The sequence below is a fragment of the Thioalkalivibrio sp. ALMg11 genome, assembly GCF_000377905.1.
Lineage (GTDB): Bacteria > Pseudomonadota > Gammaproteobacteria > Ectothiorhodospirales > Ectothiorhodospiraceae > Thioalkalivibrio.
On record NZ_KB898873.1, the window covers coordinates 472,101 to 486,232 of the forward strand.

At 67.0% G+C, this 14,132-nt stretch carries 11 protein-coding genes and 1 pseudogene; 6 read left to right on the plus strand and 6 right to left on the minus strand.

Annotation, left to right across the window (positions count from 1 at the left end; all coding sequences use genetic code 11):
• Nucleotides 1-65: 65 nt before the first annotated feature.
• Nucleotides 66-1,196, minus strand: a complete 1,131-nt coding sequence (locus tag D578_RS0107470; RefSeq protein ID WP_026289240.1) for a hypothetical protein — start codon at nt 1,194-1,196, stop codon at nt 66-68.
• A gap of 574 nt (nt 1,197-1,770) precedes the next feature.
• On the opposite strand from D578_RS0107470, the gene wecB reads away from it, so the two are divergent.
• The 4 genes from wecB to D578_RS0107490 are packed head-to-tail and all read left to right on the plus strand — an operon-like array spanning nt 1,771 to nt 6,051.
• Complete coding sequence (wecB, locus tag D578_RS0107475) at nt 1,771-2,925, plus strand: non-hydrolyzing UDP-N-acetylglucosamine 2-epimerase (protein WP_018949352.1); 1,155 nt, start codon at nt 1,771-1,773, stop codon at nt 2,923-2,925.
• A 5-nt stretch (nt 2,926-2,930) separates the two neighbouring features.
• Nucleotides 2,931-3,896 carry a polysaccharide deacetylase family protein gene (locus D578_RS0107480; protein ID WP_018949353.1) on the plus strand — a complete coding sequence of 322 codons (966 nt, stop codon included), beginning with the start codon at nt 2,931-2,933 and terminating at the stop codon, nt 3,894-3,896.
• Nucleotides 3,893-4,888 carry a hypothetical protein gene (locus tag D578_RS0107485; RefSeq protein WP_018949354.1) on the plus strand — a complete coding sequence of 332 codons (996 nt, stop codon included), beginning with the start codon at nt 3,893-3,895 and terminating at the stop codon, nt 4,886-4,888. Before D578_RS0107480 ends, D578_RS0107485 begins: the two co-directional genes overlap by 4 nt.
• Nucleotides 4,889-4,890: 2 nt before the next feature.
• On the plus strand, nt 4,891-6,051 hold the full coding sequence (locus tag D578_RS0107490) for a GNAT family N-acetyltransferase (protein WP_026289241.1): 1,161 nt from the start codon (nt 4,891-4,893) through the stop codon (nt 6,049-6,051).
• On the opposite strand, the gene D578_RS0107495 is transcribed toward D578_RS0107490, so the two are convergent.
• The 4 genes from D578_RS0107495 to D578_RS0107510 are packed head-to-tail and all read right to left on the minus strand — an operon-like array spanning nt 6,014 to nt 10,500.
• Entirely contained in the window at nt 6,014-6,664 is a 651-nt protein-coding gene (locus D578_RS0107495) for a GNAT family N-acetyltransferase (RefSeq protein ID WP_018949356.1), read from the minus strand. The genes D578_RS0107490 and D578_RS0107495 overlap by 38 nt on opposite strands.
• A 37-nt stretch (nt 6,665-6,701) precedes the next feature.
• Nucleotides 6,702-7,670 carry a GNAT family N-acetyltransferase gene (locus D578_RS0107500; RefSeq protein ID WP_018949357.1) on the minus strand — a complete coding sequence of 323 codons (969 nt, stop codon included), beginning with the start codon at nt 7,668-7,670 and terminating at the stop codon, nt 6,702-6,704.
• Nucleotides 7,667-8,902: a pyridoxal-dependent decarboxylase, exosortase A system-associated gene (locus D578_RS0107505; RefSeq protein ID WP_018949358.1), complete on the minus strand. Its 1,236-nt coding sequence runs from the start codon at nt 8,900-8,902 to the stop codon at nt 7,667-7,669. The genes D578_RS0107500 and D578_RS0107505 overlap by 4 nt, the downstream gene beginning before the upstream one ends.
• Nucleotides 8,899-10,500 carry an acyl-CoA ligase (AMP-forming), exosortase A system-associated gene (locus D578_RS0107510; RefSeq protein WP_026289242.1) on the minus strand — a complete coding sequence of 534 codons (1,602 nt, stop codon included), beginning with the start codon at nt 10,498-10,500 and terminating at the stop codon, nt 8,899-8,901. The genes D578_RS0107505 and D578_RS0107510 overlap by 4 nt, the downstream gene beginning before the upstream one ends.
• 203 nt (nt 10,501-10,703) lie before the next feature.
• Here D578_RS0107510 and D578_RS0107515 point away from each other — a divergent pair, with 203 nt between their 5' ends.
• Together D578_RS0107515 and D578_RS0107520 are read left to right on the plus strand one after the other, a co-directional pair.
• The gene (locus D578_RS0107515) at nt 10,704-12,140 is read left to right on the plus strand and encodes a putative O-glycosylation ligase, exosortase A system-associated (RefSeq protein WP_018949360.1); all 1,437 of its coding nucleotides are present in this window, start codon (nt 10,704-10,706) and stop codon (nt 12,138-12,140) included.
• 22 nt (nt 12,141-12,162) lie between these two features.
• Nucleotides 12,163-13,998 carry a hypothetical protein gene (locus D578_RS0107520; protein ID WP_018949361.1) on the plus strand — a complete coding sequence of 612 codons (1,836 nt, stop codon included), beginning with the start codon at nt 12,163-12,165 and terminating at the stop codon, nt 13,996-13,998.
• 14 nt (nt 13,999-14,012) lie between these two features.
• On the opposite strand, the pseudogene D578_RS16300 reads toward D578_RS0107520, so the two are convergent.
• Nucleotides 14,013-14,132, minus strand: a pseudogene (locus D578_RS16300) (glycosyltransferase family 2 protein); the annotation flags it as partial.

Genomic DNA, 14,132 nt, shown 5'->3' on the forward strand with positions numbered 1-14,132 from the left:
TCGTTGCCAATCGTAATGGAGGGGCCCCGGGCCGGGCGCCCCTCCGTGCTCGTACCTAGGTAATCTCACCGGCAGGGCGCACAGTCCCGGACGCGCGGCCCGATGCCGTCCACGCGCCCGGGGTTGGGCCCCGGCGGCCCGGCATAGGCACCCCAGACCGGCCACGCGCGCAGATGGGCATTGTAGTCCCGATCCACACCCGCGACCGGGGCCGAACTCACGCTGGAACCACGCTCGCGCAAACCGCCCTCGCGGGGGTAGAGATCCAGCGCATCCGGCCCGGCATCCGGTGCGGCCAGATACCGGGCCGCGTCCTCGCGCGACGCGGTGAAGTTCTCGCCGCCCGCGATACCCCCCGAGAGCTGCAGCGGGTCCCCGGCAAACAAGGCGTTGCCGGCCACTACCTGGTCGTATGCCCGGTCCGGCGCGTCCACGCGGATGCCGAAGCCGGTCGCCAGGACCGTGTTGTTCGCGATCCGGATCTCGCGCGGCAGGTGATTGTGCGGCCGCACCAGTACCGCGTCGCCGGCATCGTTCACGAACAGGTTGTCGTGGAGCTCGATATTTCCCTCGCCCTGAAACAGTCGCTCGTGCGGATTCTGATAGAACAGGTTCCCCTCGATGCGATAGCGGTCCTGCGACCCCAACCCGGTGGGTGGGAAATGCCCCACCAGCAGGTTGGGCCGCGCCCGGCCCCCGTCGCTCCCGCGCTCTGCCTTGCTCAAAAGGTTGTAGCGAATGCGGGTCTCCCGCGGCTCCGCTGGCATCTCCGGGATCCCGTCGCGATCCGCCTGGTGCTTGATCTGGATGTTGTACCCCAGGGTGCGGTGAACGTGGTTGTGCTCGATCACGCCAGCGACAAACGGGCTGGTCCCGTCCGGTTGTCCCAGATACATCCCGGTACCCACATCGTGGATCTCGTTGTGCCGGATCACCCAGTCCCGGGCGGGCGCCCGCGTGGTGATCCCGGTGTTGCCCTGCGAATGGTCGTAATGGCGAATGATCAGCTGCTCCAGGGTCACGTGATGGACCCCATTGCCGCGCGCCTCGGCGACCACCCCGGCAACCGGTTCACCGCCACCATCCAGGGTCAGGTGCCGGATCACGACATGCTCGGCATCCACCAGACTGATCGTGTTCTCCCCGCGCCGCCCGCGCAGGATGGCGGGCGCGCCGTCGGCCGGACCACTGATCACGATGGGCCGCTCCGGCGTTCCGCGCACGCCATGCAGCCGCAGGGCCCGGGGGTAGTCGCCCGGTGCCAGCCGCAGCCAGTCGCCGGGCTCCAGCGTCGCCACCGCCGCGCGGTAATCCTCCGGACCCACCCGCACCACATTCCAGTCCCTGTCCGGCAGGCCTGTGGCTGAACCACTCGTGGCCGGCGAGACGCCGGGATCCGCAGTGGCTACCGATACGCCCTGCAGCAAGACGCACGCCGCGAGCAGCCCGCAAAGGCCCCGGCACAGCCCGCGATCGAAACGCTTCTTCATCGAGCCCTCCCCTGGGGAAACGCGGATCAATGTTTCCCTCCCCGAAACCGCTTGCCGAAACCAACGATGACCGCCGGCCACCCCGTTGTCACGCACTACCACCTACCCCTGATCTAACGAGCCGTTCACGTAGACCCAGCATGTTTCTGCAGACGCGATAAAGTGATTCGACAGGGATCCCGACCGGGCCTCGCGGACCCGAGGAGGATGCCAAGCAGCGCCCGTTGGCGTCGTCGCGAGCGGGCCCCGCCCAAGCGCCCACAGGAGATCTCGACAGCCCATGACAAGTCATCAGCAATGCGACATCGTGTGCGTGGTTGGCGCACGGCCGAATTTCATGAAGATCGGCCCGGTGATGCGAGCGCTGGCCGACGCGGGCATCACCGCACAGCTCGTGCATACCGGCCAGCACTACGACCCGGCGATGAACGAGCGCTTCTTTACCGATCTGAACATCCCGTATCCGGACATCAACCTGGAAGTCGGCTCCTCCTCCCACGCGGTACAGACCGCCGAGGTCATGAGCCGCTTCGAACCGGTACTGGACCGCCTGAACCCGCGCGCCGTGCTGGTCGTGGGCGATGTGAACTCCACCATCGCCTGTGCCCTGGTCGCGGCCAAGAAGGGGATCGGCGTGATCCACGTCGAGGCCGGGCTGCGCAGCTACGATCGACGCATGCCGGAAGAGATCAACCGGGTCCTGACCGACCAGATCTCCGATCTCCTGTTCACCACCGAAGGACATGCGATCGACAACCTCGCCCGCGAGGGGATCGAACGCGAGCGCGTCCACTTCGTCGGCAACGTGATGATTGACACCCAGCTCCACAACCTGGACCGGGCCGTGCCCTGGCACGAATCCCTGCAATCCGCGGGTATCGACCCGGCGCGCTTCGCCCCGGATGGTGCCTACGGTGTGCTAACCCTGCACCGCCCCTCCAATGTCGACGACCCGGCGATCCTGGAACGCCTGATCGCCACCCTCGCGACCATCGCCCGCGAGCTGCCCCTGGTCTTTCCGCTACACCCCCGCACCCGCGACCGGCTGCAGGCCTCCGGGCTGGACCACCACCTGAACAAGGCACCCATCGCGGTCCTGCCGCCGGCCGGCTATCTGGAAATGCTGGGCCTGATGAAGGACGCGCGCGCCGTCCTCACCGACTCCGGCGGGATGCAGGAAGAAACCACGGCCCTGGGCGTACCCTGCATCACCCTGCGGGAGAATACCGAACGGCCCATCACCATCGACGAGGGCACCAATGTCCTGGTCGGCCACGACCCGGAGCGTCTGCGGGCGGCCTTCCGCGACGTCATGGACCAGGGCGGCAAACAGGGCCGCATCCCGCAATACTGGGATGGCCGGGCCGGCGAGCGCATTGCATCCGTCATCGCCCAGTGGCTGGGGCACGAGTCGCGCGCCCGCGCCACGGGCTGACCGTCATGCTGCTGCGCTCGCTGCTGTCCCTGATGTCGCCCGGCGGCTCCCGCGCACGCCTGTCCATCCTGATCTACCACCGCGTCCTGCCGGCACCCGACCCGCTGTTGCCCGGCGACCCTGACGCCGATGCCTTCCGCTGGCAGATGCGCCTGCTGGCCCGTTCCATGACCCCCTTGCCTCTGGACGAAGCGGTGGACCGCCTGCAGGCCGGCACCCTGCCCGCCCGCGCGGTCAGCGTGACCTTCGACGACGGCTACGCCGACAACGCCGAGGTCGCCCTGCCGATCCTGCGCGAGGCGGGCGTGCCGGCCACGTTCTTCATCGCTACCGGCTACCTGGACGGCGGGCGCATGTTCAACGACACCCTGATCGAGACCGTGCGCCGTCTGCCGCCAGGGCCCATCGATCTGACACCGGAGGGTCTGGGACAGCGCCAGCTGGACACGGTAAGCGACCGGCTGGAGCTGATCCGCGCCCTGATCGGCCAGTTCAAGTACCAGCCCGCCGAGCAGCGCACAGCCGGCACCGAAGCCCTTGCCCGGCGCTTCGGGCTGGAGCTGCCAAACGACCTGATGATGACCCGCGCGCAGGTCCGCGAACTCGCGGCAGCGGGCATGGGGATCGGCGGGCACACGGCCACCCACCCGATCCTCACCGAGGTGGACGCCACCACCGCGCGTGCCGAGGTCCAGCGCGGCAAGGCCGATCTGGAGACCCTGCTGGATCGGCCGCTGCGCCTGTTCGCCTACCCCAACGGCCGCCCGGACCGGGACTACGCGGCCGAGCACGTGCAGATTGCGCGCGACTGCGGATTCGATGCCGCCGTCTCCACCGCCGCCGGCGCCGCGCGCGCGGCTTCCGATCCGTTCCAGCTCCCGCGCTTTACCCCCTGGGACCGCACACCCCTGCGCTTCGGCCTGCGCCTGGCCCGCAATCTCGCCGAACCCCGGGAACGCCGCGCCGCATGACCACTCGCGTCCACATCACGGTCGATACCGAGTTCAGCATCGGCGGGGCCTTTGGCGATCCGCAGAACCGGCGGCCGGTGGGCCCGCCGTCCGTTTACTGCGAACGCCATGGCCGCTCGGAGGGCCTGGGCTACTTGCTGGAGACCCTGGAGCAGCACGGCATCCGCGGCACCTTCTTTGTCGAGGCCCTGAACGTCTGCTATTTCGGAGACGAGCTCATGGGGGGCATCGCTCACGAGATCGCCGCGCGCGGGCATGACGTGCAACTCCACCTGCACCCCTGCTGGACGTACTTCGAACAGCCGAACTGGCCTCAACAGCTGCAGACGAATCCGCCGAACGATGACATCACCCGCCGCAGCGAGGACGAGCAGGTTCGGCTGATCCGGATGGGCCAGGACACCTTCAGCCGCTGGGGCCTGCCCGCGCCCACGGTCCTGCGTACTGGCGGGCTCAAGGTCGATCTAGGCGTGTACGCGGCGATGCGCCGCTGCGGCATGGGAATCGCCTCGAACATCGGCCTGGCGATCTACCGCCCGCGCGAGCCCGAGCTGCAGTTGTTCGCCGGGCATCACGATATCGACGGCATACGCGAATTCCCGGTCACGACCTACACGGACTTTCGCCTGCGGGGCGAACGCCACTACAAGACCCTCACGGTCACGGGATGCTCCTGGCCGGAGACCCGAACCGTCCTGCAAAAAGCCCGTGAACAGGGGGCGTCGGATGTCGTGGTCCTCACCCACCCGTTCGAGTTCGTGAAGCACCGGGGCCACGCCGCCCGGCCGCCAGCCCTTGATCACGTCAATCGCCACCGCCTGAAACGGCTGTGCAAATTCGTCGCGGAAGAACCCGGCCTGGAGTCGGCCTGCATGAGTACACTCGGAAACGAACCGGCGGCGCCCCATGAAGACACGCTTGATGTCCCCGCCTACCGCGCCCTGGGGCGCATCCTGGTCAACCGCCTCAACCACGCCTCGGTCGGGGTGTGAGCATGGCCCGGATACCGAGCCCCACCGCTGCAACCCAGCAGAGCGATAGCGCCAGCGCAGCGAGCTGGATCCTGCGCGAGGCCTCGCCGAGCGAGACCTTCATGCCCCCGGCACCGGGCACGATGATGGAGCATGACCCGGAGTGGCTGCTCGCCATCCGTCATCCCGGCCACGGCAGCGTGCTGCTGGCCGAGCGGGACTCCCGTCAGTTACCGATCTATGTCCACGACGGGGCCCTCAGCTTCGTCGTCGGCGGCGCGGCCCTGCGGCGCATCGAGATCCGCCGCCACGTACTCACCGGCAACCTGCCCGACTGGTCGCAGGATGACCTGGTGGCCATCCTCGGCGAGCTGAAAGACCACCTGGACCGGCACGGCGTGGTGTTCCTGATCGGCGTGGTCGAAGGCGAACCCCTCTGGCAGACGCTGCAATCGGCCGAGCTCCGCCGTCACTACCACGTGCTGCAAAGCGGTGACACGGACACGCGTCGCCTGGCGGACCTGCCAGGCACCTACGATGAGTATCTCGGCTCGTTGCCGCGCAAGGCCCGCCAGGATATCCGCCGAAGTGAACGTCGATTCAACGATACCTTCGGCGACCGCGCACGCCTGGCCGTTTTCTCCCGGCCGGAAGAAATCACGGAGTTCTTCGATACCGTCGAGCCCGTGTCGGCCCGCACCTACCAAAGCCGCCTGCTCGGACTGGGGGTTAAGCGGGGGCACTGGATTGAACGCATGCTGGAGGCCGCCGCCGAACGCGGCTACGCTCGATGCTACGGCCTGTTTGTCGACCAAAAGCTGGTTGCCTGGAGAGTCGGCTTTGTCTTTCACGGCACTTATTTCAGCCACCACATCGGCTACGACCCGGACTGGTCCGAATGGCATCCGGGCATTGTGCTGCAAACGCGGACCATCCAGGACCTCTGTTCGCTGTCACCGAGCGTCCAGCGCATCGACATGCTGCACGGGGACAACGCGGCGAAACGCAAACTCTCGAACCAGTCGCGCCGCGAGGGCAAGTTCTACCTGTTCCCGCGAAACTGGCGAGGGACCCTCCTCTACGCCTCGCTGGGTAGCTTCAACATGCTCTCGGACACCCTCTCGTCGCTCGCCGCACGCCTGAACCTCAAGGACCGGGTCCGGAGGGTTCTGCGGCGGGTTTGAGGGGCGTGACACCGAACCCCCGCCGGCGAGTACCGGGGGTCGCGACAAGACGTCCGGACGTGGTCGCGACGATGACGCCCGCCGGGCGCCAGCCCGCGCGCCGGAATGCCCGGCGAGAGGCAATATTGGTGGAGCGGACATGACAATACGCGCGCCCGTAGCCTTCCCGAAACAGCGCCTCGCAGGCATGCCGCACCAGTGCCTGGGCGCGCCCCCGCCCGCGCTCGGATTCCGGCGTGTACAGGAAGGAGACGAAGAAGGCATCCGCCGGCAGGGAGAATCGCAACGGAATCGGCGTGGAGACATCGAATTCGCCGAACTGCACATTGAGCTGCGACACGATCCGCCCGCGCGCCTCCATCGCATGGATGCGACCGCCCTCGCGCAACAGGCGCCGGGGTGACCGGCCGGTGTGTCCCGCGATCGTCTGGGCCTGGTCCTCGGGCAGACCGTCGAATCCGGCAACATCACGAAACTGGTGATAGCACACATCCGGTGGCCCCTCGTGCGGACTCCCGCTGCTCGTGGCGTCCGCGCGCAGTTCGTAGAGCCAGTGGACCTGGAGACCGGTCAACCGTTTCAGCAGCCACAAGGTGGATGCCTCGAACATCATCGGCGACAGACGCGATCGGCGCACGAGCAATCCCGCCTCAGTCTGTCGAGGCCGCCCGGGCGTGACGCTTGGCCCGGCCCTTGAGCCGCAAGCGGCTCAGTACATCACTGGCCAGACGCGAAAGGTCCGTTACCGCCAGATGTGAGTACACCAGGGCGCGGTTGCGCCAGGACGGGCGCAACAGGTACACGTCGGCGCAATAGCGGGAGTCCTTCCCGAACAGCGACTTGTGCGCGCCCTCACCCGGGCTGAAATCGAACAGGGCAAAGCGCTCCTCGTGGAACAGCGCCTCCAGCACCAACCACTGCAGGACCGTCCCGGGCGACAAGTCGGCGTGCTCCTGCAGGTAGCCGAGGAACGCGTAACGCAGAATCCCGTCGTCAATCGGACAGTACAAATAGGCAATGGGCTGCCCCTGCAGAAACAGCAGATAGCCCCGTACCCGACCCTCACGGGCTCGTTCCACCAGTTGCTCGACGAACGCCTTGCCTCCGGGCAGACCGGCATCCAGCAAGCGCTCCTGATAGGTCCGGGCGGACACCTCACGGGCAAGGCGATGAAACTCCTGTATCCCCTCCGGTGTGTCGTACTGCCGCCAGTCGATCTCACCGCCGGAGGCCTCCGCCAGCTTGCGCACCTTGCGGCGCATGCTCGCGCGGGTCTTCGCGCTGAACCGCCCCTGATACGCATCCCACCCGGTGGTCAGATCAATGAAGTGGCGCTGGTATTGCCGGGGCACGAAGCGCAACCGGCCACCAAATCGCGAGACACGGGGCAGCGGCGCCTCCACCGGCATGGAGCGGATCAGGCAGTCCTCGTCCGGTGCGGCCGCCAGGATCTCTTCGGCATGCTCGGCACGGATCCGGGTAAACGGGAGCTGGAGCACCTGCATCGTGCGCACCGGCTCCGCCAGGGTGCGATACCCGAAGCGGAAAGGCAGATACACGGTCTGCCGCTCCAGCGGCAGGGCCGAGGTATCCGGGGGCACGGCAACGGCGCCAGTCACACCAGGATCTCCACGGGTTCCGGGTGGCTCAGGAAGCGCGTCGGGCTCGCGGTGTAACCGTAGGCGCCCGACTGGAAGACCACGATCAGGTCGCCAACGTCGGCGCGCGGCAGCTCCATCTGCTGGGCCAGCACGTCCAGCGGCGTGCACAGCGGGCCCACCACATTCACGACCTCGCGCTCGGTACCGCGCACCCGGTTGCCCACCACCACTGGATAGTTCTTGCGGATCACCTGGCCAAAGTTTCCGGAAGCGGCCAGATGGTGATGCAGGCCGCCGTTGGTGACCAGGAACACCTGACCGCGCGACTCCTTCCGATCCAGGACCTCGGCCACGTAAATGCCCGCCTCGCCCACCAGGTAGCGCCCCAGTTCGAGAATGATCTCCGCGTCCGGGAGCGCATCCCGCACCGCAGGCAGGCGACCTTCCAGGTGGTCCGCGATCGGCCCGAGGTCCAGCGACTTGTCGCCCGGAAAATAGGGGATGCCGAAGCCACCACCGATGTTGAGCGTCTCGATCGGCCCCGGGGCGGACTCGGCCAGCCGCAGGGCAAGGTCGAAGGTGTGGCCCTGCGCCTCGACCAAGGTCTCCGGTCGCAGGTTCTGCGAGCCGGAGAAGATATGGAAGCCTCGAAAATGCAGCCCGAGTTCGCCAATGCGGGCCAGCAGGTCGGGGACCCGTTCGGCATCGATCCCGAAGGCCTTGGGGCCGCCACTCATGCGCATGCCGGAGCTCTTCAGCTCGAAATCCGGGTTCACCCGGACCGCGACACGGGGCTGATAGCCGGTGCGCGCGGCAATCACGCCGACCCGCTCCAGTTCGGTGGGGGATTCCAGGTTGATGGTGATCCCGGCCGCGACGGCGGCCTCCAGCTCCGGCACCGACTTGCCCGGTCCGGCGAAGCTGATGTCATCCGGACGGGTCCCGGTATCGAGCGCCACCTGCATCTCGCGCTGCGAGGCCACGTCGAGCCCGTCCACCTGCCCGGCCATGTGTTGTACGACCGCCGGCATCGGGTTGGCCTTGATCGCGTAATGCAGCGAGAGGCCCTCCGGCAGGCTGCGGCGCAGCTGCGCGACCCGGCGAGTCATCGCGTCCCGGGCATAGGCATAAAAAGGGGTCTGCCCGACGCGTGCGGCCAGATCCACAAGCGACTGGCCGCCGATTTGCAGGCAGTCGTCCACCACATTGAACTGGTCCATCGGGCTGTGATCGGGGCGGGTATCGTTCACGCCGGCACCTCTTCCCGAAACAGGTCGCCGAACTCGCCGGCAAGCGCCTTGCGGTCGATCTTGCCGTTGGCGTTGCGCGGCAGCGGCTCGGTGCGCAAACCGACATGCGCCGGCAGCATGAAGCCCGGCAAATGGGGGCGCAGGGCGTCGATCAGGTCATCCGCCCGCAGCCCCGGGGCCTGCGGCAGGGCCACCAGCACGATCGCTTGCCCCAGGCCCGGGTGTTCCACCCCCAACGCGGCGGCCTCCGCCACCAGTCCCGTGGCATAAACCGCCTCCTCCACCTCGTTGGGGCTCACGCGGTACCCGGAGGTCTTGATCATCTCGTCACGGCGCCCGACGAAATAGAGGAAGCCATCCGTATCCATGCGCACCGTATCGCCGGACCACACCGCCATCTCGGCCAGGGGCACACCGGACGGCTGGCCCGGCGCGGGGCGGAAACGTTCCGCCGTGCGTTCCGGATCATTCCAGTACCCCATGGCGACCAACGCACCCCGGTGAACCAGCTCGCCCGGCTCGCCGGGGGCGCAGGGGCTGCCGTCCTCGCGGACCACCTGGATCTCCGCATTGGGGATCGCCCGGCCCATGGAGCCGGGACGGTTGTCCAGTTCCGCTGGCGGGAGATAGGTGGAACGAAATGCCTCGGTCAGCCCGTACATCAGGTAGCAATCGGTGCGCGGAAGGCGTTCGCGCAGGGCCGCGAGCGTCTCCTTCGGCATGGCGCCACCGGAGTTGGTGATATAGCGCAGGGAGGCGCGCGCCGCTTCCGGCCATTCCTGGCGGGCCAGCTGGATCCACAGAGGCGGGACGGCCGCAAGGCCGGTGATGCCGTCGCGCTCCACGCTTCGGATCACGTCGCGCGGCAGCAGGTAATTCAGCAACACGACCTGGGCCCCGGCCCGGAAGGCGGTGGTCAGCTGGCTCAGGCCATAGTCAAAACTGAAAGGGAGCAGCGCGAGAATGCGGTCATCCGGCCGGTTCTCCAGATAGGTCGACACACTCTGTGCGCCCGCGACCATGTTGCGGTGCGAGAGCACGACCCCCTTGGGACGTCCGGTACTCCCGGAGGTGTAGAGGATCGCGGCCATGTCGGTATCGATCACCCGGTGTCCGGCCATTCCATCGCGATCCGGCTCGCCATCCCAGGCGTCCACTCGCACATGCCCGACCTCGGCATCGCCCGAGTCCTGGCTCGGCTCCTGGCCCACCACCAGCACCGTATGCAGGTCGGGGCACCCGGCGAGAGCCGCACGCAGTGCCGCCAGGCGGTCCGCGGAGGTCACCAGGATGCGCACATTGCAGTCGCGCAGGATGTGCCCCACCTGCTCCGCCTTGAGTAGCGGGTTGACCGGAACGAAGACACCGCCGGCGCGAGCTGCACCGAACAGGGCGTGAACCGTCTCCGGCCGCTTGTCGAGGTAGACCGCCACGCGTTCCTGGCGCTCCAGGCCGCACCCCATAAGGCGCGCAGACGCGCGCTCGATATTGGCCGCCAGCGTCGCATAGTCCTCGACGGCATCCCGATAGCGCAGGGCCGGCACGGCCGCCGAGCGCTCGGCTTGCATCAATACGGAATCGTGCAGGAGAAAAGACATTCAGCGCCAAGGGGTATCGGAGATTGACGAATCGATCATACCCCACGCACCACACGCCGCTGCCCGCGGCCATCCCGCACCGTTAGTAGCCCGTTCGTCGGCCCCGCCTTACCCGTGTCTCGCCGCGTGTAACATTCAAAAACGCGCCATGAGCCATCCCTTTTCCGTCCGTCCCGGCCGCAGCGGCGCGAGGTTCGAACTGCATGCGTGATTACCTGCTCGCCCTGATCGTCGTCGTGCTCGTGCCCCTCATCGTGCGCTACGCGTGGATCGGCATCCTGGCCTGGTTCTGGGTCGGGCTCTTTGCGCCCCAGTGGCATACCTGGACCTTCATGCGCGGCGCGCCCCTAGCCACCTACTTCGGCGGGGCGACCCTGATCGCACTGTTCCTGGCAAAGGATCGCAAGCCGTTTCCGTTCACTCGCGAGACGGTAATGCTGTTCGCGCTGGCGGCCTATTTCGCGATGACCAGCCACTTTGCGGTGAACTCCAGCGGGGCCTGGGACTTCTGGATCCACTTCATGAAGATCCTGCTGATCACCTTCATCACGCCATTGCTGATCTACGGCGAGCGGCGCATGGTCTGGCTGCTGCTGGTGATCACCGCCTCGCTCGCCTTCTACGGATTCAAGGGCGGCATCTTCGCCCTGCAGACGGGCGGGGCCCACATGGTCCTCGGCCCCGTTGGCTCCTATCTTTCCGGCAATACCTACATCGGTCTGGCCATGCTCATGGTGCTGCCACTCATCCTGACAAGCGCGCGCATGTTTCACCAAGGGTGGGCGGTCGACCTCGGCTTCGAGCCTCTACGCCGGTTTTCGCTCCCAATCGGATGGTTCCTCTACGGCGTCTTCTGGCTTACCGCCATCGCGATCCTCGCCACTCACTCGCGCGGGGCGTTTGTCGGCCTGCTTGCCATCGTGCCCCTGCTCTTCTGGCACATGCAGAAGAAATGGCTGATGGTCCTCGTCGGCTTTTTCCTGATAGCAGTGGTGGGCGTGACCGCACCGGAGCCACTGGTCGAGCGGTGGCAGACCATCGAGACATACGAGGAAGACACCTCCGCCATGCAACGCATTCAGTCATGGGGCATAGCCTGGAACATGGCGATGGAACGCCCGCTCACCGGCATGGGTTTTCGCAACTCAGCGCTAGGCTATGAGTGGTGGATTGGGTATGCCAATTTCGAGGGCGGCTGGCGCCACGTACTGTCCCCCCACAGCGTGTATTTCGGGATCCTGGGACAACACGGGTTCGGAGGCCTGGCCGTATTCCTGCTGCTAATGGCCTTCACCTTTCACACTCTCAACCGGGTCCGGCGAACGGCGCGCAAACGGACAGGAGAGATCTGGCTGTCGGAGTACGCCTGGGCCCTGCAGATTGGGCTCGTGGGCTATCTGATATCCGGCATCTTCCTGGATGTCGCCTACTTCAACCTGCTGTATGCCTTTATCGCCCTGGCCGTCATCATGCGCAGGGAACTGGAACAGGCCCCACAAGCGGCCACGGCCCCGGCATCCGATCCGCCCACGGAGCCAGACCCCGCCTCCGGCCCCGATCCCGACCCCGAACCAGTCCGCGCAGACAAGGACACGGTGATGTCCGGCACCCTGATGGGGCCGTCATCGCCTAGGGCCTGACTCGATTGCGGATGCAGACCTGATGGTGGCCACACCGATTATCCTTCGCTCCAACCCGGTGGCACCCAGGTTGGACCTGTGTCTCGACACGCTCGCCGCCGCGCTACGCGCACACACTCGGCCCGGCGTTGGCTTGTACGATCCAGTGGATGAAGCCCCTACACCCGCAGATCACTACGGCCAAACCGGTGCCGCCCTCGCCCTTGCAATCCTGGATGGCCCCGACTCACGGACATGGCGGTACCCCCTGGAGGCGTGGGAGGCCCTGCCCGCGCAACAGACCGGGCACGCCCCGTTCAACCGCTTCCTGCTGAACCTGCTCGCGGGACACCTCGAGCGATCCGGGGCACCGGCAAGCGAAGTGGCGCAAAGCCGAGCATCGGCTCACGGGTGCAAGTTGGCGCGCGGTTATCCATCCAACAACTGGACCTTGCTGGCCCGGCTGTGCGAACTGCAGGAGGCCAACGGAAAGGCCGGAACCCGGGCGCGTGCGCGCCTGCGCGGGCTTATTGACCACTGGACAACCCCTTCCGGCGCCTTCGTTGATTATCCGGCCCGCCCCGGCACATCGGCACGCAGGGCCACACCCACGGCCTATCATCACAAGGCGCTGTTCGTGGCGGTCGTCGCCGCGGAGCTAGGCGAACCGGCGGCATGGCAGCCCACCATCGAGCGCCTGCTGCGATGGAGCCTCTACGTGTGGGACGGCCACGGTCATGCTGGCGGCCTCGGCCGAAGCAGCCACGCGCTCTTTGGAGACGCCTGTCTGGTAGCGAGTCTGCTACTGCTCGGGGCCGCAACTGACGCACACCAGGACACCGCATCCGGACGGATGCTGAGAGGCCTTCTTGGGCGCTGGTCCGGGCAGATTCGGCCCGATGGCTTCCTGGCTCTGAACCCCGCCGATACCGCCATTTCAGGCACAGGCTGGGATCCCTACATGCATCTGTCGGTCTACAACGCCTGGGCCGCTGCCATCGTCGCATGGGCGCGCGTACGCGCGGACCGCCCTGATCGCGAGCATGCCGTCCACCTCGAGGCGCTGGACGCCACACCGCCAGCCCGTACGGGGACCGAACTGCTCCGGGCTGGAACGCCGTCTGCCACCTTTGCCCTGGTCTCTACGCACGGGCAGCCCCCACAGGGCTTTAGCCGCGACGCCGTGGAACTGCGCTACGCCGGTGGCGTGCCGTTGCACGTCACCTGGCAGGGGCAGGTCCTGTGTCCCGCGCCTGGCCGAATTCCCGTAAACGCCCTGCTGGACGCTCCCGCCCTGGCGGGCTGGACGCCCGTGTTCCTGATCGACGACCGCCTGTTCGGGCTCACCGACTTCGAACACTGTGAAAGCGAGGCTTCGGAAGAACGCTTGCGAGTAACGCTCTCGGGACACCCGCGCCCTTTGCTTCGCCTTGCCGACACAAGCCTCCCGGCCCGAGCCCTGGCAGCAGTCGACTGGCGGTTGTTAGATGGCGCGTTAGGCCGGCGGGCCGCCCTTCGGAGACCACCATCCCGGGAAGTCGTCGGCACTATCACCCTGACCATTTCCCTGAAGAGGCCTTGCATCGTGCAACGGCTGAACCTCGAATACGGCGGTCGGCAGGCGCTCACCCTCCTGAACCCAGGCGGACACGCAGTCACCGACACGCGACTGGTGAATCGCCGGTTCAGACAAGCCTTGAACGGAGCCACGCGCGATGGCTCATCGGGCGACTGGCACGAGACGCCCTTGCCCTCCGCCATCGCCGGTGGCCTGGGATTTTGCCAAAGCCCCGAAAGCGTCCTGAAAGGCACTTACATGTCCGAACTGACACTCGAATGGCCCAATCGCCCCCGGCAGACCACGGGGTCGCCATGCTAGACCACCCGCGTCACTTACGCCGCCGGCGGTCCACCCTTTTCTCGAAGACGCCCGACGGCCAGGCGAAGGATGTTCGGCAAGAACAGGGCGGCCCCGACCGGATCGCGGCGCAGCGTCGCCCTCACCAGAGACCA